This window comes from Luteimonas sp. 3794, from assembly GCF_031456825.1.
GTDB lineage: Bacteria > Pseudomonadota > Gammaproteobacteria > Xanthomonadales > Xanthomonadaceae > Luteimonas.
The window spans coordinates 1-22,718 of sequence record NZ_JAVDVJ010000006.1 but is presented as its reverse complement, the minus strand read 5'-3'; the positions used below and the strand labels follow the sequence as shown (position 1 = coordinate 22,718).

General features: G+C 68.6%; 14 protein-coding genes. 5 read left to right on the top strand and 9 right to left on the bottom strand.

Features of this window, described 5'->3' with window-relative positions:
• The first annotated feature begins 58 nt into the window (after nt 1–58).
• Nucleotides 59–1,099 (top strand): endo-1,4-beta-xylanase, encoded by a 1,041-nt coding sequence (locus J2X52_RS10260; RefSeq protein ID WP_310152535.1) that lies wholly within the window; start codon nt 59–61, stop codon nt 1,097–1,099.
• Between the two features lie 155 nt (nt 1,100–1,254).
• Entirely contained in the window at nt 1,255–4,023 is a 2,769-nt protein-coding gene (locus tag J2X52_RS10255) for a glycosyl hydrolase 115 family protein (protein ID WP_310152533.1), read from the top strand.
• Between the two features lie 651 nt (nt 4,024–4,674).
• On the opposite strand, the gene J2X52_RS10250 is transcribed toward J2X52_RS10255, so the two are convergent.
• On the bottom strand, nt 4,675–4,920 hold the full coding sequence (locus J2X52_RS10250; protein WP_310152530.1) for a hypothetical protein: 246 nt from the start codon (nt 4,918–4,920) through the stop codon (nt 4,675–4,677).
• A 46-nt stretch (nt 4,921–4,966) separates the two neighbouring features.
• Between J2X52_RS10250 and uxaC the strand changes: the two genes are divergently transcribed.
• Both uxaC and J2X52_RS10240 read left to right on the top strand, forming a co-directional pair.
• A complete protein-coding gene (uxaC, locus tag J2X52_RS10245) occupies nt 4,967–6,391 on the top strand; it encodes a glucuronate isomerase (RefSeq protein WP_310152527.1) in 1,425 nt (474 codons plus the stop codon).
• Nucleotides 6,392–6,627: 236 nt separating this feature from the next.
• On the top strand, nt 6,628–7,839 hold the full coding sequence (locus J2X52_RS10240) for an endo-1,4-beta-xylanase (protein ID WP_310152524.1): 1,212 nt from the start codon (nt 6,628–6,630) through the stop codon (nt 7,837–7,839).
• Between the two features lie 336 nt (nt 7,840–8,175).
• On the opposite strand, the gene J2X52_RS10235 is transcribed toward J2X52_RS10240, so the two are convergent.
• From J2X52_RS10235 to J2X52_RS10215, 5 genes are all read right to left on the bottom strand, one after another.
• Nucleotides 8,176–9,639, bottom strand: a complete 1,464-nt coding sequence (locus tag J2X52_RS10235) for a mannitol dehydrogenase family protein (protein ID WP_310152521.1) — start codon at nt 9,637–9,639, stop codon at nt 8,176–8,178.
• Complete coding sequence (locus tag J2X52_RS10230) at nt 9,636–11,285, bottom strand: glycoside hydrolase family 43 protein (RefSeq protein WP_310152963.1); 1,650 nt, start codon at nt 11,283–11,285, stop codon at nt 9,636–9,638. Before J2X52_RS10230 ends, J2X52_RS10235 begins: the two co-directional genes overlap by 4 nt.
• 246 nt (nt 11,286–11,531) lie before the next feature.
• The gene (gene manD, locus J2X52_RS10225) at nt 11,532–12,791 is read right to left on the bottom strand and encodes a D-mannonate dehydratase ManD (protein ID WP_310152519.1); all 1,260 of its coding nucleotides are present in this window, start codon (nt 12,789–12,791) and stop codon (nt 11,532–11,534) included.
• Between the two features lie 85 nt (nt 12,792–12,876).
• Nucleotides 12,877–14,778 (bottom strand): sialate O-acetylesterase, encoded by a 1,902-nt coding sequence (locus J2X52_RS10220; RefSeq protein WP_310152961.1) that lies wholly within the window; start codon nt 14,776–14,778, stop codon nt 12,877–12,879.
• Nucleotides 14,779–14,876: 98 nt separating this feature from the next.
• Nucleotides 14,877–16,976 carry an alpha-glucuronidase family glycosyl hydrolase gene (locus tag J2X52_RS10215; RefSeq protein WP_310152958.1) on the bottom strand — a complete coding sequence of 700 codons (2,100 nt, stop codon included), beginning with the start codon at nt 16,974–16,976 and terminating at the stop codon, nt 14,877–14,879.
• A gap of 203 nt (nt 16,977–17,179) precedes the next feature.
• Here J2X52_RS10215 and J2X52_RS10210 point away from each other — a divergent pair, with 203 nt between their 5' ends.
• The gene (locus J2X52_RS10210) at nt 17,180–18,241 is read left to right on the top strand and encodes a LacI family DNA-binding transcriptional regulator (RefSeq protein WP_310152516.1); all 1,062 of its coding nucleotides are present in this window, start codon (nt 17,180–17,182) and stop codon (nt 18,239–18,241) included.
• Between the two features lie 90 nt (nt 18,242–18,331).
• Here the strand turns inward: J2X52_RS10210 and xylA are convergent, their stop codons facing one another.
• From xylA to J2X52_RS10195, 3 genes are all read right to left on the bottom strand, one after another.
• Entirely contained in the window at nt 18,332–19,666 is a 1,335-nt protein-coding gene (gene xylA / locus J2X52_RS10205; protein WP_310152512.1) for a xylose isomerase, read from the bottom strand.
• 103 nt (nt 19,667–19,769) lie between these two features.
• Nucleotides 19,770–21,275, bottom strand: a complete 1,506-nt coding sequence (gene xylB / locus J2X52_RS10200) for a xylulokinase (RefSeq protein ID WP_310152508.1) — start codon at nt 21,273–21,275, stop codon at nt 19,770–19,772.
• Between the two features lie 420 nt (nt 21,276–21,695).
• Nucleotides 21,696–22,496 (bottom strand): 2,3-dihydro-2,3-dihydroxybenzoate dehydrogenase, encoded by an 801-nt coding sequence (locus J2X52_RS10195; RefSeq protein WP_310152506.1) that lies wholly within the window; start codon nt 22,494–22,496, stop codon nt 21,696–21,698.
• Nucleotides 22,497–22,718: the final 222 nt, after the last annotated feature.

The following is a 22,718-nucleotide window of genomic DNA, read 5'->3' as shown; positions in this document are numbered from 1 at the left end:
GAACGCGGCACACCGTCGGCGTTCAACACTGTTCGTCGCTCCAGGAGGTATGACCACCATGCATCGCTTCAAAACCGCCCCCCTTGCCGCGCTGATCGCGCTCCCGCTCGCCCTGGCCGCTTGCGGCGCGCAGGACGGCCAGTCACCGACGGAAGCCGCCCGAGCCGATGCGGATGCGCGCACGTCGATCGCCGCCGGCCAGGCGAAGTTTCTCGGCGGCGCACACAGTCCGCCACAGGCCGAGGGCTTCACCGACTACTGGAACAAGGTCACACCGGAGAACGGCGGCAAGTGGGGCGAGGTCGAGGCCGAACGCGACGTCATGAACTGGGACGAGCTCGACGCCGCCTGGCGCGTCGCACAGGACAACGACCTGCCGTTCCAGATGCACGTGATGGTCTGGGGCAACCAGCAGCCGGAATGGATCCGCAGCCTGCCACCCGAAGAGCAGCGCGCCGAGATCGAGGAATGGTTCGCCGCCGTGGCCGAGCGTTACCCCGGCATCGACATCGTCGAAGTGGTCAACGAGCCGCTCAACGATCCGCCGTCGAAGGATGACGAGGACGGCGGGAACTATGCCAGAGCACTAGGCGGCGACGGCGAGACCGGCTGGGACTGGATCCTCGAATCCTTCCGCCTCGCGCGTACGCACTTCCCGGATTCGAAGCTGATGCTCAACGAGTACAGCGTGACCAACAGCGAGGATGCGACGCGGCGTTATCTGGAGATCGTGCGCCTGCTGCAGGCCGAGAACCTGATCGACGTGATCGGCGTGCAGGGACATGCGTTCGCGACGACCGAAGAGACCTCGATGGACGTGCACAAGGCCAATCTCGATGCACTCGGCGCGACAGGGCTGCCGGTGCACGTGACCGAGTTCGATCTCGATGGTGTCGACGACGCCGTGCAGCTGGCCAGCTACCAGCGCGTGTTCCCGGTGTTCTGGGAGCACCCGGCCGTCGAGGGCATGACGCTGTGGGGCTTCCGTCGCGGCCTGTGGCGCGACGAGCAGGGCGCCTACCTGATCCGTGAAGACGGCAGCGAGCGTCCGGCGCTGGAGTGGCTGCGCAGCTATGTGCGCGGGGAGCTCACGCAGTGATTGCGTTTGTAGGAGCGCGCTCGCGCGCGAACCCGGGCCGCGGAGAAAGCCTCTTCGCGCGCAAGCGCGCTCCTACAGGTGCGCTGCTTCTTCTGGCCCTGTTCTGGGTTGCACCGCTTCAGGCCCGCGACTGCGCGCAGCCTGCTGCGGTGTGCGTGCAGCCGGTACCCGATGCACTCGCGCTGATCGCAGACGGACAGCCGCTGCCGGTATTGATCGACGACACCGATTTCCCCGGCATCGCGCGTGCCGCCGAGGACCTGCGCGCGGATCTCGCCGCCGTCTCGGGCGTGGAGGCCCGCGCCCTGCCCGCGCCGGCCGGCACGCCGCGGCTGGCGATCATCGCCGGCACGCTCGGCCACAGCCCGCGCATTGATCGCATCGTGCGCGACCATGCGCTCGACACCGCCGGTGTCGACGGACAGTGGGAAGGCTATTCGCTGCAGCTCGTCGACGCGCCTGAACCCGGCATCGAGCGCGCCCTGGTGATCGTCGGTGCCGACAAGCGCGGCACGATCTTCGGCCTGTACGAGCTTTCGCGCCGGATCGGCGTCTCGCCGTGGACCTGGTGGGCCGACGTGGCGCCCGAACGCAAGACCGCGCTGCACATCGCCCCGGGTCGCTTCGTCGACGCGCCCGCGGTGCGCTATCGCGGGATCTTCATCAACGATGAGGATCCGGCCCTCGGCGGCTGGATGGCGGCGACCTACGGCGGGCCGAACCGCCAGTTCTACGAACGCGTGTTCCAGCTGATCCTGCGCCACAAGGGCAACTACCTGTGGCCCGCGATGTGGGGCCGCGCGTTCTACGACGACGATCCGCAAAACGCCGCCCTCGCCGACGAGATGGGCGTCGTCATCGGCACAAGCCATCACGAACCGATGATGCGTGCCCACGTCGAATGGTCGCGCCATGGCGAGGGCGCGTGGGACTACACCCGCAATCGCGAGCGCCTGCAGGAATTCTGGCGCGACGGCATCCGCCGCATGGGCACGAATGAGAACGTCGTGACCCTGGGCATGCGCGGCGACGGCGACGAACCGATGAGCGATGCCACCGCGACCACGCTGCTCGAAACCATCGTCGCCGACCAGCGCCGCATCCTCGCCGAGGTCACCGGCCGGCCGGTCGAGGCCACGCCGCAGGTGTGGGCGCTGTACAAGGAAGTGCAGGACTATTTCGACGCCGGCATGCAGGTGCCGGACGACGTGACCCTGCTGTTCGCCGACGACAACTGGGGCAACATCCGCCGCCTGCCCGCGCCCGGCGCGACCCGCGCCGGCGGCTACGGCGTCTACTACCACTTCGATTACGTCGGCGGGCCGCGCAACTACAAGTGGATCAATACCACCCAGATCGAGCGCGTCTGGGAGCAGATGCGCCTGGCGCACGCGCACGGCGCCGACCGCCTGTGGGTGGTCAATGTCGGCGACATCAAGCCGATGGAATTTCCGATCAGCTTCTTTCTCGACTACGCCTGGGCACCCGATGCGTATCCGGTCGAGGCAGTGACCGCCTATCCGCAGGCCTTCGCCGCCGAGCAGTTCGGCGATGCCCATGCCGCGGAGATCGGCGAGATCCTGACCCGCTACACCCAGTACAACGCGCGGCGCAAACCCGAGCTGCAGTCGCCGGAGACCTGGAGCCTTGTCAATTTCGGCGAAGCCGATCGCGTACTGGCGGACTGGGATGACCTGGTCGAACGCACGCAGCGCATCGGCACCGCCCTCGGTGACTCGCATCGCGATGCCTGGTACCAGCTGGTCGAGTATCCCGTGCTGGCCAGTGCCAACCTCGCGCACCTCTACGTCGCCGTCGCCCGCAACCGCCTGCATGCCGCGCAGGGGCGCGCCTCGGCGAACGCCTGGGCCGACGAGGCCGAACGCCGCTTCGCCCGCGACGCCGAACTCGCACGCGTCTACGAGCAGGACATCGCCGGCGGCAAGTGGATCCACATGATGTCGCAGCCGCGCATCGGCTACACCCACTGGCAGCAGCCCGATCGCAATGTCATGCCGGCGCTGTCGCGGGTCGACGTGCGCGAGCGCGGCACGATGGGCGTGGCGGTCGACGGCGATGCGCGAGGCTGGCCGGTGCCGACGACGCGTGCGCGCCTGCCACAGCTGGACCCGCATGGCGTGCCATCACGCGAGGTCGTCGTCTTCAATCGCGGGCTCGCGCCGTTCAAGTTCACCGCGACGGCTTCGCAGCCGTGGCTGCGGGTAACGCCGGCTTCGGGCGAAGTCACGGCCGAAACGCCGCTGCGCATCGACGTCAACTGGGATGCGCTGCCGGCCGGCGACCATGTCGGCCAGATCGATCTGCTCGGCAGCGACCGCACCGAAGTGCGCGTCACCGTGCCGGTGTCGAAACCGGCCTCGGCGGCTACCGGCTTCGTCGAGAGTGAAGGCGTCATCGCAATCGAGGCCGCGCACCACGCGCGTGCGGTCGCGCCGGATGGTCTTGCCTGGGAGACGATTCCCAACCTGGGCCGCACGCTGTCGGCGGTCACCTCGGTACCGGTCACCGCCGCCGCGACGACCGCGGACGCGTCCGGCGCGTGGCTCAAATACCCGGTACATCTGGCGAGCGCCGGCGAGGTTGAGGTCCGGGTCGTGCTGTCGCCGACGCTCGACTACCAGCACCGCGGCGGCCTGCGCTACGCCGTCTCGTTCGATGATGCCGGGCCGCAGGAGGTCACGATGCATCTCGATCCGACACCCGGCCATCCGCAGTTCCAGGCCTGGGAGCGCGCTGTGAGCGACAGCGTGCACGTGGCGACCTCGCGGCACCGGGTCGAAGGCGGCGCGCAGACGCTGAAGCTGTGGCGGATCGATCCGGGTGTCGTGGTGCAGCGGATCGAGATCGTGCGGGATGGGGTGCGGCCAAGCTATCTGGGGCCGCCGGAGAGTGTGCGGCGGTGATGTCGGCGTTGACGTTTCTGGCTGATCCCGATCGGGCTCCGAAGATGGCTGGGCCTTCGGCTGTGGCGTCTGCTCCTGCTCCTATTCCTGCTCCTGTTCTTGCTCCTGTTCTTGCTCCTGCTCTGGCAGTTGCCTTGGCACTTGGTCTTGAATCGAGCCGTAGAGCGAGCCGAGCACCGGAGCCTGACGTGGCCGAAGAGCAGCCCATGTCTGAGCGCAGCGAGTTTGGGCTGCGTGCCGCGTCAGGCGAGGAGCGGAGGGCACCGATGCGGCTTCATCGCATCGGCTCGCGTCCGGCGAAGGGACCTTTTGGTTCCTTTTGGGTCCATCCAAAAGGGACTCGCACGCGCAGCGGGCGAAAGCCGTGCACTTGCTCAAGCTTTTTCGCTCGTCGCTTTGCGACTTTGATGTTCCAAGCAAAAAAGAATCGACTGCAGAAGCGAGGATCAAAGACAAGGCTTCCGCGCTGTCGCGCGGCTTACTTTTGTCTTGGCAAAAGTAAGCAAAACCGTCTTCGCCGGACGCGATCCGCCGCGATACAGCCGCGGCGGTTCCCTGCGCTTCTCGGACGACTGGGCACGCAGCCCAAACTCGCTTCGCTCAGACATGGGCTGCTCTTCGACCCCGCCGCCCTGCGATGCTCGGCTCGCTTTACGGCTCGATCAGATCAAGATCAAAAGCACCAGCACCAGCACCAGCAACAGCACCAGCAACAGCAACAGCAACAGCAACAGCAACAGCGTACGCGGCGAAGGCGATCGATTGCGCAGAGGAGCCTTGCACCGTCCGCAAACCAACGCTCACGAGTGCAGGCCGGCATCCCGTGCCGCCGGCCCGAAGCTCACGAACCTGCGCGATGGCGTCGTATCCGGCGTACCGCTGCAGCAATGAATCCAATTCGCCCCCGCCAGCAGACACCAACACATTCGATCCGAGCCTCGTCATGACGCACGCACCAAGCCCCCTCACCCTGCACCCCTACCGGCTGTTCCCATCGGACCCGACGCAGCGCGACATCGCGCGCCGCCTGCATGCCGAAGTCACCAGCCTGCCGATCGTCAGCCCGCACGGCCACACCGACCCGGCCTGGTTCGCGACCGATGCCGCGTTCGCCAATGCGACCGAGCTGCTGCTGGTGCCGGACCATTACGTGTTCCGCATGCTCTACAGCCAGGGCGTGGATCTGGATGCGCTGGGCATCCCGCGCGCCGACGGCTCGCGCGCCGAGGTCGATCCGCGCGACGCGTGGCGGTTGTTCGCCGACCACTGGACGCTGTTCCGTGGCACGCCGTCGTCGATGTGGCTGGATCACGTGTTCCACGATGTCTTCGGCCTGCGCCAGCGGCTCTCGGCCGCGACCGCAGACGAGTACTACGACACCATCACCGCAGCGCTGCAGACGCCGGCGTTCCGGCCGCGCGCCCTGTTCGAGCGCTTCAACATCGAAGTCATCGCGACCACCGAGTCGCCGCTCGATCCTCTGACCCATCACGCGACGATCCGCGAAAGCGGCTGGGCCGGTCGGGTCCTGACGGCCTATCGTCCGGATCCGGTCATCGATCCGGAGCACGAGCAATTCCCCGATGCGCTGCGCCAGTTCGGCGCGCTCACCGGTGAAGACGTCTTCGACTGGACCGGCTACCTGCGCGCACATCGCCAGCGGCGTGCATTCTTCGCCGCGCATGGCGCTACCTCGACCGACCACGGCCATCCGAGCTGCGCGACCGCGGACCTGTCCGAGGCCGAGGCGCGCCGGTTGTTCGACACCGTCGTGCGCGGCAACGCGACACCGGCCGAGGCAGAACTGTTCCGTGCGCAGATGCTGACCGAGATGGCGAAGATGAGCCTCGACGACGGGCTGGTCATGCAAATCCATCCCGGCTGCTTCCGCAACCACAACCGCGACCTGTTCGACCGCTACGGCCGCGACAAGGGCGCCGACATCCCGCTGCGCACCGACTACGTGCACGCGCTCAAGCCGCTGCTCGACCGCGTCGGCAACGAACCCGGCTTCACCCTGATCGTATTCACGCTCGACGAAAGCACCTATGCGCGCGAGCTCGCGCCGCTGGCGGGCCACTACCCCTGCCTGTTCCTGGGCCCGGCGTGGTGGTTCCACGATGCGCCCGAAGGCATGTGGCGCTTCCGCGAGCAGACGCTGGCAAGCGCCGGCTTCTACAACACGGTGGGCTTCAACGACGACACGCGCGCGTTCCTGTCGATCCCGGCGCGGCACGATGTCGCGCGCCGGGTGGACTGTGCGTTTCTGGCCAAGCTGGTCGCCGAGCACCGCATCGACGAGGACGAGGCGACCGAGGTCGCGATCGATCTCGCCTACAGGCTGCCGAAGCGGGCTTACCGGCTCTAGGACGGCGTCAGCATGGATTCTTTCGCAGCCGAACGATTCCCGATTGCGCAGACTTATCGCGCTATCAGCACCAGGCAGACGCACGCAGCGCGTTGCCACTTGAGCATGCGTCGGTCGCGCTGTGCTCTGCGGAACGCGGGCAGGATCGACGACCGGACGAGCCCGGTTTCAGACGCTCACGCGCGGTCGCAGCGCGGCCAGCGCCATGGCACACCTTCAGCATCAAGGAGATTCCGATGACCCGACGCATCTGCTTCGCATCTGCACTCGCGGCGGCGCTGCTCTGTGGCCTCACCCTGCCGGCGACGGCCGCGCCGCGCGAACCGGCCACTGCCTCGCAATCCACCAGCGCAGGCGAAGCGGCATCGACGCTCAAGGACGCCTACCGCGGCGCCTTCCTGTTCGGCACCGCGGTCAACGACGACATCGTCGCCAGCCGCGACCCGCGCAGCGAAGCGCTGGTGCCCCGGCACTTCAACGCGTTGACCGCCGAGAACGTGATGAAGGCCGAGGTGCTGCATCCGCAGCCCGGCGTCTGGGACTTCGGGCCGGCCGATGCGTTCGTCGCCTATGGCGAGCGCCACGGCATGTACCTGATCGGCCACACCCTGGTGTGGCACAACCAGACACCCGCCTGGTTCTTCGAGGCCGACGACGGCACGCCTGCAGGCCCCGAAGTGATGGCCGAGCGCCTGCGCGCCTACATCGAAGTGGTGGCCGGACGCTACGCCGGCCGCGTCGATGCCTGGGACGTGGTCAACGAGATCATCGGCGAGGACGGCGAATACCGCGACACCGTGTGGACGCGCGCCTTCGGCGGCGACGGTGACGCGGTGGTGCGCCTGGCGTTCGAGGCTGCCAGCCGGTATGCGCCCGATACTGCGCTGTACTACAACGACTTCAACGCCTGGCGGCCGGAGAAACGCGCCGGCATCGTACGCATGGTGCGGATGCTGCAGGACGCCGGCATCCGCATCGACGGCATCGGCATGCAGGGCCACTGGGGCCTCAATTATCCGTCGCTCGAAGACATCGAAGTCTCGATCGACGCCTACGCCGCGCTCGGGGTCAAGGTGATGATCACCGAGCTGGACGTCGACGTGCTGCCGCTGACCCGCGAAGGCCAGATCATCGGCACCGGCATGCTGCACCCGCAGTTCCAGCTGCCCGAGTTCAAGCGTTATCTTGATCCCTACCGCGACGGGCTGCCGGCCGAGGTGCAGCAGCAGCTCGCCGATCGCTATGCCGAGCTGTTCCGGCTGTTCCACCGCAAGCGCGACGTCATCGACCGGGTCAGCGTCTGGGGCGTAGAGGACGGCATGTCGTGGAAGAACGATTACCCGATTCCCGGTCGCATCAACTACACGCTGCTGTTCGACCGCGAGGGCCAGCCGAAGCAGGCGCTGGAGGCGGTGCTGGCGGTACCGGTGGAGGCGGGCTCGCGCTGATGCGGTCATGCGCGAACAGGAACCGCACCGCAAGGGAGCAGACCCGCGCTCGCGGCTTATGGCTCTTCGCTCGTTCGCGAGCATGCGCTGCGCCACACGCATTAGTTGCTGTCGACAGCCCTCTGGCCAACCACGCCAAAGCACTGCCGTCATTCCCGCGAAGGCGGGAATCCAGGGACGTTGCTGGTCGCAAGTTCGAAGTCCATGGATTCCCGCCTTCGCGGGAATGACGGAACAGGCATCTAGCGGCGGTTAGCGCCATGGCGCCGGTCACTCGCTACCACTGCCCTCGTCGAACGACCCGATCTGCAGACGGACACACAGGGCTCCCGCGACTCAAACCGCGGCGAGCGCCCGTGCGACTTCGGCCGGCGTCGCATCCCCGAATGCGGCATAGGCACGCACGAGCGCATCGACGATCCGCGCGTCATCGACCACCGCGTCGAACACCGGGTCCAACGCCAGGATCGCAGTCACGTCCTGGCGCGCGTCGACGATCATCGTGGCGCCGACCGAAGCCAGCCTGTCCGCCATCGGATCATCCAGCGCGACACCGGCCTGCGCCTGGCGCCGGACGAAGTGCATCCATGCGGCGACCGGCAGGCACAGCCTGTCGATGGATCGACCCACTGCGCGGGCATCGGCGATCGTGCCGAGCAGGCGCACCGGAATCTTCTGCGAGCCGTCCCAGGCGATCTGGCCCAGCCGATGGCGGATCGCGGGATTGCGGAACCGGTCCAGGATCGCGCCGATGTAGGCCTGGGCGTCGAAGCCGTCCATCGCCTCGAGCGTAGGTGCGATGTCCTCGCGCATCAGGCGCTCCACGAACGTGGACAACGCCGGATGCCGCATCGCGTCGCTGACGGTCTCCAGTTCCAGCAACCGGCCGAGATAGGCCAGCGCGCTGTGCGGCCCGTTGAGCAGGCGCAGCTTGGCGCGGTCCCAGCCGGCAATGTCGTCGCTTAGGATCACGCCGGCGCGCTCCAGTGGCGGCCGGCCGTTGCAGAACGCGTCCTCGACCACCCACTGCGTGTAGGGCTCGCGCTGCACCGGCCAGGCGTCGTGCAGGCCGAGCGCGGCGTCGACGTCGGCGCGCAGCGCGTCGTCGGTGGCCGGGGTGATGCTGTCGACCATCGAGCGCGGAAACGTTGCATGCGCATCGATCCAGTCGGCGAGGCCTGCATCGAACTGGCGCGCGTACTGCAGCACCGCGCGCCGCAGGCGCTCGCCGTTATCAGTCAGGTTGTCGCAGCTCAGCACCGTGTACGCCGGCAAGCCGCGTGCCCGCCGCAGGGCGAGCCCAGCGACGATGTACCCGATCGCGCTCGACGGCGAGGCCGGCGTTGCGAGATCACGGACGATATCCGGATGCGCGAGATCGACACCGCCGGCCGACAGGCAATAGCCCTTCTCGGTCACCGTCAGCATCACCAGGCGCACATCCGGATGCGCAAGCCGCGCGAGCACCGCATCGCGTTCGTCGGCCGCGCACAGCACCTCGCGCAGCGCACCGATCACGCGCAGCGTCGGTCCGCCATCGAGCAGTGCCAGCGTGTACAGGCCGTCCTGCGGTCGCAGCGCATCGCGCACGTCCGGACTGCGCAGCGACACACCGCAGATCGCCCAGTCCGGTTCGTCGGCCAGCAGGTCGTCGATGTAGACCGCCTGGTGCGCGCGATGAAACGCGCCGACGCCGAGATGGACGGTGCCGATGCGTGTGCCGGCGCGATCCAAGGCGGGCCGCGCCACCGTCGACGGCAGCGTGGCCAGCGTCGCGTCCGCCAGACGCGGCAGGTTCATCGCTCGTCGCGCGCGTACGGGCCCAGGGTCACGCCGACGAAGCCGCCGGCATCGTCGGTACTGAGCATGGTCGCGTCGGCGCCTTCCAGCAGCGGCTGCCAGTCACCGTCATCGGCCGCGAATGCGAACGCGATCTCGCCCTCGTCGCCCGAGATTCGCAGGCGCAGCGCATCGGCAGCCGGCACCGTGCGTGTGGCCAGCACCTCGGTCGGCGCGCCCTCGCCCTTGGCGCGTTCGACGAACAGTTGCAGCGCATCGTCGGCATCGCGACGTGCACCGACGACGTACCAGTGGTTGCCGCTCTGGAACGCCGCGAGGCCTGCGGCGACGCCTCGCGCCGGCGGCGTGAGCGCGGCGCTGGCCTCGAACACGAGGTGTTGCTGGCGACGCGCGAGGAACGACGGATTGCCGCGCGTGTCCAGCCCCTCGCGCAGGGGGTGGATCGCCAGCTTGCCGGGGTGCGAGGCGAGATCGGCCCAGTCGCGTTTGGGCACGCGCACGAACATCCATTCGCGCCCGAGCTGCGTACTGTCGAACTCGTCGCGCCGGGTGAAGTTGCCCGACATCGGCGCCTGGTCGGCGCTGCGCGTCATCCACGACGGCGCCGGCAGCGTGTACGGGATCGTCTCGCCCAGCGGCAGGATCGTCGGCCAGCCGTCTTTCCAGGTCACCGGCAGCAGGAAGGTTTCGCGCCCGGTGTTGTACTGGCGCACGTCGTAGTTGCGGCTGGCGAGGAACACCGCCCACCAGTTGCCGTCCGGGCCTTCGACCATGTCGACATGGCCGGCGTTGGTGATCGGCAGGTCGCGATCGGCCGGCAGGTCGCGCTGGGTCAGGATCGGATTGTGTTCGTACGGAATGTACGGACCCCAGACATCGCGGCTGCGCAGCACCACCTGCGAATGCTGCGGTCCGGTGCCGCCCTCCGCATTCGACAGCACGTACCAGCCGTCGACCTTGTAGATGTGCGGGCCCTCGATCCAGATCGGATTCTCTTCCGGCTTCACGCCACCGTCGATCAGCACCTTGCGCGGGCCGAAAGGCTCGAGCGTGTCGATGTCGATCGCCTGCATCCAGATCGCGCGATGACCGTCGTAGCGCGGCGGCCCCTCGGGCTCGTCGTTGTTGAGGATGTAGGCGCGGCCGTCGTCGTCGAAGAACAGCGACGGATCGATGCCGCCGATGCCCGGCAACCACACCGGATCCGACCATGGGCCGGCGGGATCGGTCGCGGTGACGATGAAGTTGCCGCCGCCGTCGACCGAGGTGTTGACCACGTAGAACGTCCCGTCGTGGTACTCGATCGTCGGCGCGAACACACCGCGCGACAGGCCCAGACCGTCGAAATCCAGCTGGCCGGGGCGATGGATCGCACTGCCGACTTGCGTCCAGTGCACCAGGTCCTCGCTCTCGAACACCGGGATGCCGGGGAAGTAGGTGAACGTGGAATGCACCATGTAGAACTTGCCGCGCGCGGCGACGATGCTCGGATCGGAATGGAAGCCGGCGAGGATCGGATTGCGGAAGTGGCCTTCTGGCAGCGGCAGCTCGAACGCGCGGTCGCGGCCGGTGTATTCGAACCAGTCGAACAGCACGGGTTCCGGATCGGGCGTCTGGGCAAAGGCGAGGCCGGGCAGCGCGAGCACTGCGAGCAGAGCCGCGGACCCGATGCGCGCGAAGAGCGCCCTCACCCCAACCCCTCTCCCGCGCGCGGGAGAGGGGCGATGCAAGCCAGCATTGATCATGTTCCTGTCTCCTGTTGCGGAATCCGGGCCAATGAAGCGACCGGAAAAATCATGTTGCACATGCCCTTCTCCCGCATGCGGGACATCAGTCCCCCTTCCTGGCAGAAGCTGCCCCGAAGGAGCGGATGAGGGCGCTTTCCATACTGCTCACCAGTCCCACATCGCCCCGTCTTCGAGACGGGCGATCGGCAACTGCTTCGGGCTGTAGGGATACTTCGCCGCCAGCGTCTCGTCGATCGACACGCCGTGCCCCGGCGTGTCGCCGACGTGCAGCCGGCCGTCGCGGAACACGTAGTCGTGCGGGAACACGGCATTGGCCTCCTCGCTGTGGAACATGTATTCCTGGATGCCGAAGTTCGGCACCCAGGTATCGAAGTGCAGCGCGGCGCCCATCGTCACCGGCGACAGGTCGGTCGCGCCGTGGAAGCCGGTGCGCACCTGGTGCAGGCCGGCGAAATCCGCGAGCCGGCGGATGTGGGTGATGCCGCCGCCATGCACGATGGTCGTGCGGATGTAGTCGATCAGCTGCTGCTCGATCAGGTGCTTGCAGTCCCAGATCGAATTGAACACCTCGCCCACCGCCAGCGGCGTCACCGTGTGCTGGCGGATGATCTCGAACGAGCGCTGGTTCTCGGCCGGCGTGGCGTCCTCCATCCAGAACAGGCGGTAGGGCTCGAGTTCGCGACCGAGCCGCGCGGCTTCGATCGGGGTGAGCCGGTGGTGCACGTCGTGCAGCAGCTCGACGCCGCTGCCGTGGTCGGCGCGCACCCGTTCGAACAGCGCCGGCACGGTCTCGAGATATCGCGGCGTGTTCCATTCGGTCTCGGCCGGCAGTTCGCTCTCCGCGGGCTCGTAGGGCTTGCCGCCCGACGAGATGCCGTAGGCCTTCTTGACGCCGGGCACGCCGCATTGCGCGCGCACCGCGAGGAAGCCCTTGTCGATGTAGGCCCCGACCGCGTCGCTGGCCTCGGCGATGTCGCGGCCGTTGGCGTGGGCATAGACCAGCGCGCCCTCGCGCGAGCGGCCGCCGAGCAGCTGGTACAGCGGCAGGCCGGCCATTTTGCCGAGGATGTCCCACAGCGCGACGTCGACCGCGGCGATCGCGGTCATCGTCACCGGTCCGCGCCGCCAGTACGCGCCGCGGTAGAGGAACTGCCACAGGTCCTCGATGCGGCCGGCGTCGCGGCCGATCAGGTTCGGCACCACGTGGTCCTGCAGATACGACGCGACCGCGAGCTCGCGTCCGTTGAGCGTGGCATCGCCGAGGCCGGTCACGCCCGAGCGGGTGACGATCTTCAGCGTCACGAAGTTGCGGCCGGGACAGGTGACGATGACCCGCGCTTCGACGATCTCGCGATCGCGGTTCGAGCTGTACGGGCTCGGGTCGTGGGGACTGGTGGTCGACATCGTGGCTCCCGGAACGGTTATTCGGATGGTGTGGAGCGGGTCCTGCAGCGCCGCGCGCACGGGCGACGCGGCGCAGTCGTTGCGGTCAGCGGATTTCGATCTCGAACGGACCTGCCGGCTGATCCGCGGCATCGAACAGATTCACCAGCGGCGCGTCGGCCCAGGCGTAGCGCACGCGCACCGGCGTGTGCCCGGCGTCGGCGCGCAGGCGCACGCGGTTGCCTTCGACGCGGGCATCGACGAAGCGGCAACTGTCGGCCTCCGCACCGCACAGCTCGAAGCCGACCGGTCCGGTGGCGCCATGGGCGAACAGCCCACCCTCGACATCGGCGAACGTCACCACCACGTCCCCGCCCTCGCGATGCGCCTGCTGCGGCACCGGGCCCGACGGCGCGATCCGTTCGCCGTAGACCGAATGCCGCGCGGCACGCGAGAGCCGTTTGCCGAGTACCTGCTTGTTCGCCGGATGGATGTCGTAGCGGTCGCCGATGTCGATCGTCACCGCCAGCGCCGTGTGCGGGTCGTCGGCGACGGCGCGCTGCGCCTCGCGCAGGGCCGCCCAGTCGCTGTCGCCGGGCGCGTCGGCAGGCGTGCCGTAATTGGCCAGCTGGACGACGAGGAAGGGCTGCTCGGGATTCCCGAAGCGGCTGCGCCAGTCGTCACGCAAGCCGCGCAGCAGGCCGGCGTAGGCATCGGCCTCGAAGGTATTGGACTCGCCCTGGTACCAGAGCATGCCGCGCAGGCGCATGCCCGATAGCGGCGCGATCATGCCGTTGTACAGCGTCGACAACCCGGCCGCAGACTGCCACGGCGCACGCGGCGGCGAGCCGACCGCATTCGGTACCACGCGATAGCGCCAGCCGCCGTCGAATGGCGCCGTGCTGCCGTCGGCGAATTGCAGGAAGTGCGCGGAGGCCGGTCCGGCCAGCCCGCCTTCGCGGTAGGTATCGAGCACGTTGACGACAATGTGGTTCTCACCGGGACGCAGCAAGCCCTCAGGCAGTGCGTAGGCGCGCGGTGTGCCGGCGCCGTAGGTGCTGCCGACCGCCTGGCCGTTGACCCAGGTGGTGTCCATTTCGTCGGCCGGCCCGAGCACGAGGGTCGCCGGCTGCGCGGCCTGTGCCTGAGTCAGCGTCACGGCCGTCCGGTACCAGAGCATGCCGTCGAACGCGGCGAGTTCCGGCACGCCCCAGCGCTCCCATGCACCGAGCTCCGGCGGTGCGGCGCGCCAGTCGTCGCCATCGGCGTTGCCTTCCCAGGGCCGGTCGTCGTTGGCGATGCCCGGACGCTGCTGCCACCAGCCGGTCCACACCTGCCCCCAGCGCGCGAGTGCGGCGACCGGATCGGTGGCGTAGAGCGCGAGCACATCGAGCTCGGCGTCGTAGCCGCCGCCTGCGCGCAGCGCGTCGGCACTGGTCCAGGCCTGGATGCGCGACCCGCCCCAGGCCGCGTTGACCAGGCCCATCGGCACGTCGACGGTCTTCTGCAGTTCGCGCGCGAAGTAGTAACAGGCCGCGGAGAAATCGCGGATCGAGTCCGGGGTCACCGTATGCCAGCGCGTCTCGGCGCCGAAGCGCGGCTGCGGCGCCGGGTGGCCGGCCTGCGGCACGGTCAGCAGACGGATCATGTCGCTGTCCGCGCCGGCGATCTCCGCGCGCGCATCCAGCGAACGCCAGACCTGCAGCTCCATGTTCGATTGCCCGGAGCACAGCCAGACGTCGCCGACCAGCACGTCGGCGACGGTGCGCGACACATCGCCGGTGCGGGCGGTCAGCGTGTGCGGCCCACCTGCAGGGAGCGCCGGCAGTTCCACCGTCCAGCGCCCCGAGGCATCCGCACGTGCGCTGCGCCGATGGCGCGCCAGTGCGACCTGCACGTGCGTACCGGGCGCGGCGTCGCCCCAGATGCGGATCGGCTGATCGCGCTGGAGTACCGCGTGATCCTGGAACAGCGGATGCAGCAGCGCGGCGCCGGCGTCGTCGGCCATCGCGGGCGCGAGCGGTGCGAGGCCGAGCAGCAGCGTCGCCAGTCCGATGCGTGCGTGCGCGCCGGCCGGTCGACGCGCGGCGCCGGCAGACGCGCGACTCACTGGGTGTCCCCGGGCGCATGCGGAAATTCCAGCGCCTTGTAGTGTTCCAGCGGATGCGGCGGCGGCGCCACGCCCGCGGGCAGCGGCCGGCCGGAGATCGACTGGAAATACGCGATGCTGGCATCGCGCCACCACTGCGCCTCGTCCTGCTGGATCGCGAGGAACGCGGCGACCTGCGCATGGCGCTCGCCATCGATGCGGCCGTCGAGGCCGGCCCAGGTCGCGCGCATCCCGCGCACGGTCTCCACGCCGCGGTCGTAACGCAGCACCAGCTCATCCCACAAGCCGCGTCCACTGCGCATCGGGTGGTCCCAGGGCACGTGGTGAAACCACAGCAGGAGCTCCTCCGGCGTGCGCGTCACATCGTCGAAGACCTCGGCCACCGGCGGCGCGTACTGCGAGACCGCATCGCTGCCGCGCCGGGTACGATCGAAACCGATGCCGTCGGCGTCGGCGCGGTGGAAATACACCGACGTCCAGTCCGCGCGCGGGCCGCCTTGGACCCACGGTCCCGGCCCGTAGTGGTGCCCGCGGCCCATCACGTGGTGCAGGCCCAGCGCGCCGGTGTAGTCCACCACCGCCTCGCGCGAGGCCATCATCATGCCGACGACGGGCTCGACGACGGCCGGATCGTTGGAGAACGTCATCCGCGTCCACTCGACGGCGATATCGCGCGACGACAGGTCCGGATTCCAGGCCAGGCGTCCGAACGCATACCAGTTGGCCTGGTCGAAGTGCGAGCCGCTCCAGTTGCGGTCGCTGCCGATGTTGGCGACGCCGGCGATGCCGGTCAGTGCGTGGCCGTCGAGCGAGCCGTCGATCACCCGCGCGACGGTCGAGCCCGGCCCCTGCACATGGGTGTCGGCGTCCAGCACGTCTTCGTACAGCGGGCCCTTGTAGGCCAGATGCGTCGAGAAGCCGAGGTATTCCTTGGTGATCTGGAATTCCATCATCAGCGGCGTCTTCGGCATGCCGCCGAACAAGGGGTGGAAGGGCTCGCGCGGCTGGAAATCGATCGGCCCGTTCTTGACCTGCACCAGCACGTTGTCGCGGAAGCTGCCGTCGAGCGGCACGAACTCGTTGTAGGCCTGCTTGGCGCGGTCCACGGGCTCTTCGTCGGAATAGACGAACGCGCGCCACATCACGATGCCGCCGTGCGGCGCGACCGCGTCGGCCAGCATGTTGGCGCCGTCGGCATGGCTGCGGCCGTAATCCTGCGGGCCGGGCTGGCCTTCCGAATTGGCCTTGACCAGAAAGCCGCCGAAGTCGGGAATCAGCGCGTAGACCTCGTCGGCCTTCGTCTTCCACCAGCGCTGCACGGCGGCATCGAGCGGATCGGCCGTCGCGAGACCGCCGATCTCCATCGGCGCACTGAAGCGCGCGCTCAGATAGACCTTCATGCCGTAGGGGCGCAGCACGCCGGCGAGCGCCGCGACCTTGTCCAGGTACAGCGGCGTCAGCACCTCGGCATTGGCGTTGACGTTGTTGAGCACGGTGCCGTTGATGCCGATCGAGGCGTTCGCACGCGCGTAATCGGTATAGCGCGGGTCGAGCCAGCCCGGCAGGCGATGCCAGTCCCAGATCGACTGGCCCGAATAGCCGCGTTCGACGTAGCGGTCGAGGTTGTCCCAGTGGTTGAGCACGCGCACCGCGATGCGCGGCGTTTCGCGGATGTCGAGGTCGCGCAGCGGCTGTCCGGTCTGCAACAGGCGCAGGACGTGGAACGCGCCGTACAAGGCGCCGACATCCTCGTTCGCGGCCACGACGGTCGTTGCATGACCGTCGACGACCGCGCTGCGGATCCGGTACCCCTCGCTCCCCAGCCCGTCGAGATCGAGGCCCAGGCGCGCGATCTGCGGCGACGAGGCCGGCGTGCCGACCAGCAGTGCACCGGCGCGCGTGACCGTCTTCGCGTAGGCCGGCGCCGCGTCCGACAGGGCGTGGAGTCCACGCTGCAGCTCACGTTGCGTCGCCGCCTGCACCGGCGAACCGGTGACGGCCACCAGTTGCGTGATAACGGGTGACGCCGTCGCGGATGCGGTGTCGGGCGCCGCGTAACGCAGCCACAGGTCGTAGCCGTCCTCGGCCTGCAACATCGGCGCGCCGGCAAGCAGCGTGATCCAGCACAGCAACGACAACGCGAACCGGACCGCGCGCGATCCGCGCGTCTCGCCCGCTGAACGGGTTAGCGGTAACATCATCGGCATCTGGATTCCCTCCCCGGAACCGGCTTTCATGCACATGGGCCCGCCGCGTGCGACGGGCACGGCCCATCGCCTGGCGAGTGAAGGAACGAACGTTGGAGAAGACCAAGAAGTCGGTGCGCCGCAAGACCCGCGGCGTCACCATCGCAGAGGTGGCCGCGCTTGCCGGTGTTTCGCCGATGACCATCTCCCGGGTGATCAACAGCCAGGGCAAGGTGCGCGAGAGCACCCGCGAGCGGGTGATGCGCGCGGTGCGCGAGCTCAACTACACGCCCAACCTCGCCGCCAGTTCGCTGGCCGCGGCCCAGCACACGCGAATCGCACTGGTCTACACCAATCCCAGCGGCGCCTATCTGCGCGAACTGCTGCTCGGCCTGTTGCGCGTGGCCTCGGGCACCGCAATCCAGCTGGTCATCGACTACTGGGACGAGCTCGACGCCGATGCCGAGCGCAAATCCGCGCGCGCGCTCGCCAAGCGCGTCGACGGCGTGATCCTGCCGCCGCCGCTGTGCGAGTCCAAGGCCGCGGTGACCGAATTCGTGCGCGCCGGCGTGCCGGTGGTCGCCATCGCGTCCGGACGGTTCAGCGACGACATCTCCTGCGTCCGTGTCGACGAGTTCCGCGCCGCGAAGGAGATCACCGGGCATCTGATCGAGCACGGCCACACCCGCATCGCCTGCATCAAGGGCGGCACTTACCTCAGCGCTACTGCGCGACGTTTCGAGGGGTTCAAGGCGGCGCTCGACGAGGCCGGCATCCCGCTCGACGCGAGCCTCGTCCAGCAGGGCGACTACACCTATCGCTCCGGGCTCGCCGCCACCGAAACGCTGCTGGCGCTGCGCAAGCCGCCGACCGCGATCTTCGCCAGCAACGACGACATGGCCGCCGCCGCCATTTCGGTCGCACACCGACGCGGCCTCGACGTGCCGCGCGACCTGTCGGTTGTCGGCTTCGACGACAGCTCGGCCGCGACCACGGTCTGGCCCGAGCTGACCACGATCAACCAGCCGATCGAGGCGATGACCAACACCGCCATCGAAGTGCTGGTGCGCGGCATCCGCCGCAACGACGCGAGCACGCGCGTGCTCGCCGATCACGTGATCGCCCACCGGTTGATCGTGCGCGATTCGGTCGCCCGCCCGCCCCGCTCGAAGTGAGCGCAGCGGTGCGCGGAACCGGGCCGCCGTGCGCGCGGACGTCGGTCCGGTATGCGTGCGGGCGGCCCGCGGCGTCATGCGTCCGCGGCCTCAGCGCAGCAGGTACTGGTTGAGCAGGTTCTCGTACGCCTCCTGGCGTCCGCTGCGCTGCTGCGGTTCGCCGGCCTTCGACGCGATGCCGTGCAGGTCGGCCAGCGACAGCGTGCCGTTCTCGAACGCCTGGCCATCACCCGCGTCGAAGCTCGCGTAACGGTCCTTGCGCCACTGCTCCCACGGGGACTTATCGAGCAGCGCGTGTGCGACTTCCAGACCACGCGCGAATGCATCCATGCCGCCGATGTGCGCGATGAACAGGTCTTCCATGTCGGTGGATTCACGCCGCGGCTTGGCGTCGAAATTCAGGCCGCCTTCCAGACCGCCCTGGCGCAGCACGACCAGCATCGCGCCGACGGTGTCGTAGAGATCGGTCGGGAACTGGTCGGTGTCCCAGCCGTTCTGGGCATTGCCGCGGTTGGCGTCGATGCTGCCGAGCAGGCCGTGATCGCTGGCCACCTGCAGGTCGTGCTCGAAGGTGTGACCCGACAGCGTGGCGTGGTTGGCCTCGATGTTGAGCTTGAAGTCCCTGTCCAGCCCGTGCGCCTTGAGGAAGCCGGCAACGGTGGCGCTGTCGAAATCGTACTGGTGCTTCATCGGCTCCATCGGCTTGGGCTCGATGAGGAAGTTGCCCTTGAGCCCGATGCTGCGACCGTAGTCGCGGGCCATCGTCAGGAAGCGTGCGAAGTGCGAGAGCTCGCGCTTCATGTCGGTGTTGTGCAGGCTGGCGTAACCCTCGCGGCCGCCCCAGAACACGTAATGCTCACCGCCCAGCTCGACGGTCGCGTCGAGCGCGGCCTTGACCTGCACCGCCGCGCGCGCGACCACCGCGAAGTCCGGGTTGGTCGAAGCGCCGTTCATGTAGCGCGGATGCGAAAACAGGTTCGCCGTGCCCCACAGCAGCTGCATGCCGGTCGCCTGCTGGCGCTCCTTGGCCAGCGCCACCATGTGCTTGAGGTTCTTCTCGTACTCGCCGATGTCGTCGGCGTCCGGCGACAGATCGATGTCGTGGAAGCACCAGTACGGCACGCCGAGCTTGGTGAAGAACTCGAACGCCGCATCGAGCTTGGCTTCGGCCGCGGCGAGCGGCGCGCCGCCGTCCCACGGAAAGCGCCGCGTGCCCGGACCGAACGGATCCTGGCCCGAGTTGCAGAAGGTGTGCCAGTAGCAGACCGCGAAGCGCAGGTGCTCGGCCATCGTCTTGCCGCCGATCCGGCGATCGGCCTCGTAGACCTTGAACGCGAGCGGATTGTCCGAATCGCGGCCTTCGAAGGGGATCGTGCCGATGCCGCCGAAGTACTCGCGGCCACCGATGAAGTGCTGTGCGCTCATGTGGGGTTCTCGTGCAGTGCGTGGAAAGGAAGATGCGCGCGGCGCGGGCCGCGATGGACGGCATCGGGACGCGCGCAGCGCGCCCGTGTCGATGCCGGGCGGGTCATGACGGCGGTGGCGCGCCGTACAGCGGTCGCACCGCGTCCAGGTGACGCAGGAAACGTTCGTACGCGGGCCGGTAGGCGCGTACTCGCTCCGGATCGGGCGTGCAGGCCAGCGCCGGATCCACCGCGACATGCGCGGCGGCCACATCGGCCAGCGAACCGGTCTCGCCCTGCGCACGCTGCAGCGACCACAAGGCCTGCAGTGCGGCGCCGAACGCGGCGCTCTCGACCTGCGCCGGCACGTCGACCGGCAGGTCGAACACGTCGGCCACCATCTGCCGCCAGGCCGCGCTGTTGGCGCCGCCGCCGGTCAGCGCGATGCGATCGAAACCCATGCCGGCATCGACGAACGCGTCGTAGCCGTAGCGCAGGCTGTAGGTCGCGCCCTCCATCGCCGCGCGATAGACGTGCGCCTCGCGCATGTTGTGCGCGCCCAGCCCCGCCAGCACACCCTTGCCCAGCGGCAGGTCGGGCGTGCGCTCGCCGTTGAGGAACGGCAGGAAGCTCAGGCCGTCGGCACCGGGCGGCGTCGCCTCGATGCGCGTGTCGCCGTCTCGCGTGCTGAAGCCGAACATCTTCGCGACCTGCTCGGTGACCACGGTGCAGTTCATCGTGCAGATCAGCGGCAGCCAGCCGCCGCTCGAGGAACAGAACGCCGCCCAGGCGCCGCCGTCATCGACGATCGGCCGGTCGGCATAGGCGAACAAGGTGCCCGAGGTACCGAGGCTCATCGTGAGCCGGCCTTCGGCCACACAGCCAGTGCCGATCGCGGCCATCATGTTGTCGCCGCCGCCGGCCGAGACCCGCACGCCTGCCGGCAGCCCGAGCGCACTGGCGATCGCCGGCAACATCGGGAACGACGCGTCGGGCTCGACCAGTGGCGGCAAGCAATCGCGCAGGTCGCGCGTGTTGTCGGTCGCGACGAGCATCGCTGACGACCATTGGCGTGTGCGCACGTCGAGCCATCCGGTGCCCGACGCATCGCCGTATTCGCAGAAGCGCTCGCCGGTCAGGACGAAGTTGAGATAGTCGTGCGGCAGCAGGATGGTCGCGAGTCGCGCATAGACCTCGGGACGATGCCGACGAGTCCAGGGCAGTTTCGATGCGGTGTAACCGGCAAGAATCGGGTTGCCGGCCGTCTCGATGCAGCGCGCCGCGCCGCCGACCGCGTCCATGATCTCGCCGCATTCGGCGCTGGTGCTGGTGTCGCACCACAGCTTGGCGGGGCCCAGCACCTCGCCCGCCGCATCGACCGGCACGAAGCCGTGCTGCTGGCCGGACACGCCAACGGCGGCGATGCGCTGTCGCAGGCTGACGTCGATGGCGCCGAAGCAGGCGTGCATCGCGTCGACCCATGCAGCCGGATGCTGCTCGCGACTCCCATCCTCACCGCTGATCAGATCCAGCGGCGCACTGGCACCGGCAACGACGCGCCGGGTGGCCGCGTCATAGACCACCAGCTTGACGCTCTGGGTGCCCGCATCGAGCCCGGCGACGACGGTCACGGCACCACCGCCCGGCCAATAAAGTTAGCGCTAACATTTACCGGGATAAAAAAAAGGACACGCATTGGAACGACTGGCGACATGGGTGCGGTCGGTGGAAATCGACGATGGCTGCACTCTAGCAGCAGTTCGAAAAATGGCTTGCTGCGCTGCGGAAAGATCGATGCATGCAGCGCGATGCGGCGCAGAGCGTCGTCGATGCGACGCGACGCGGGATCCGTGCGGAGGCCATGTCTGCCCCGTCCAACCGGAGCGGCGACGCGGCGCCCCCGCAATCGCATCACTGCCCGGACGTTCCCAAGGATGCCGCGGGCGCGCCGTCTTTGTGCAAGCACGTGCCGGCCGTGTCCACGTCATCGCATGCCAAGGGAGGTTCGACACGCACCGTCCGGTGCCGCGCGCACCACGACACGGCTGAGGTCAGCCGCGCAGCGTCGCCCCACCGTCGACGTAGAGATCGCTCATCGCGATATGCCCGGCCTGGTCGGACAGCAAGAACATCACCGCATTCGCGATGTCCTCGGGTTCGGCCAGCTTGCCCAGCGGAATACCGCTCTTGAACGTCTCCAGCGTGCCGGCGATGGTCCGCGCCTCGCCGCCTGCATCGGTCCACATCCCGGTCTGCATCGGCGTGCGCGTCGAACCCGGCGCGACGATGTTGCAGCGGATGCCGAGCGGCGCGAGTTCCAGACCCAGGCAGCGCACGAACATCGTCGTCGCGGCCTTGGACGCGGCGTAGGCCGCCATGTTGTGGCGGGGAATGCCCGCCGCGTTGGAACTGACGGTCACCATCGCACCGCGACGGCGCGGTGCCATCACGCGAGCCACGGCCTGGGACACGTGGAGCACGCCGTCGGTGTTAACCGCGAAAGTGCGGCGCCACTCTTCGGCAGTGAGGTCGAGGACCGCCGTGGTGGACAGCACGCCTGCGACGTTGACAGCAAGATCGATCGGACCGATGTCCGCCTCGATCGTGGCGACGAGGGTGTCGACGGCATCCGCGTCAGTGACGTCGAGGGCGTGGGAATGGAATGTCGCGAGACCTGCCCTCACCCCAGTTGATGCAATCGCTTCGGAAGATGCCTCCACAACAGGTGCTTCCCGGTCAGTCGCCACCACTGTCGCGCCGCTCGCATGCAGCAGCCGCACGACCGCAGCACCGATACCGCCAGCGGCGCCGGTGACGAGCGCGATCTTTCCGTCGAAGCCTGTGAGTTGCATTGGGATGTCCCGGATCGGTGATGGCGGCGGGTCTTCGGGCGCGCGTTCGGTATCACGACGCGCCCGCCCTACCGCAATTGTAGGAGCGGGGGGGGGGGGGGGGGGGGGGGGGGGGGGGGCGGGGGCCGCCCCCCCCCCCCCCCCCCCCGCCGCCAACAGGACGGCCCCAACACCCCGGCCCCCCCGGGACCCGGCCCCGGCGGGGGCATAAGAGCCCCCCCC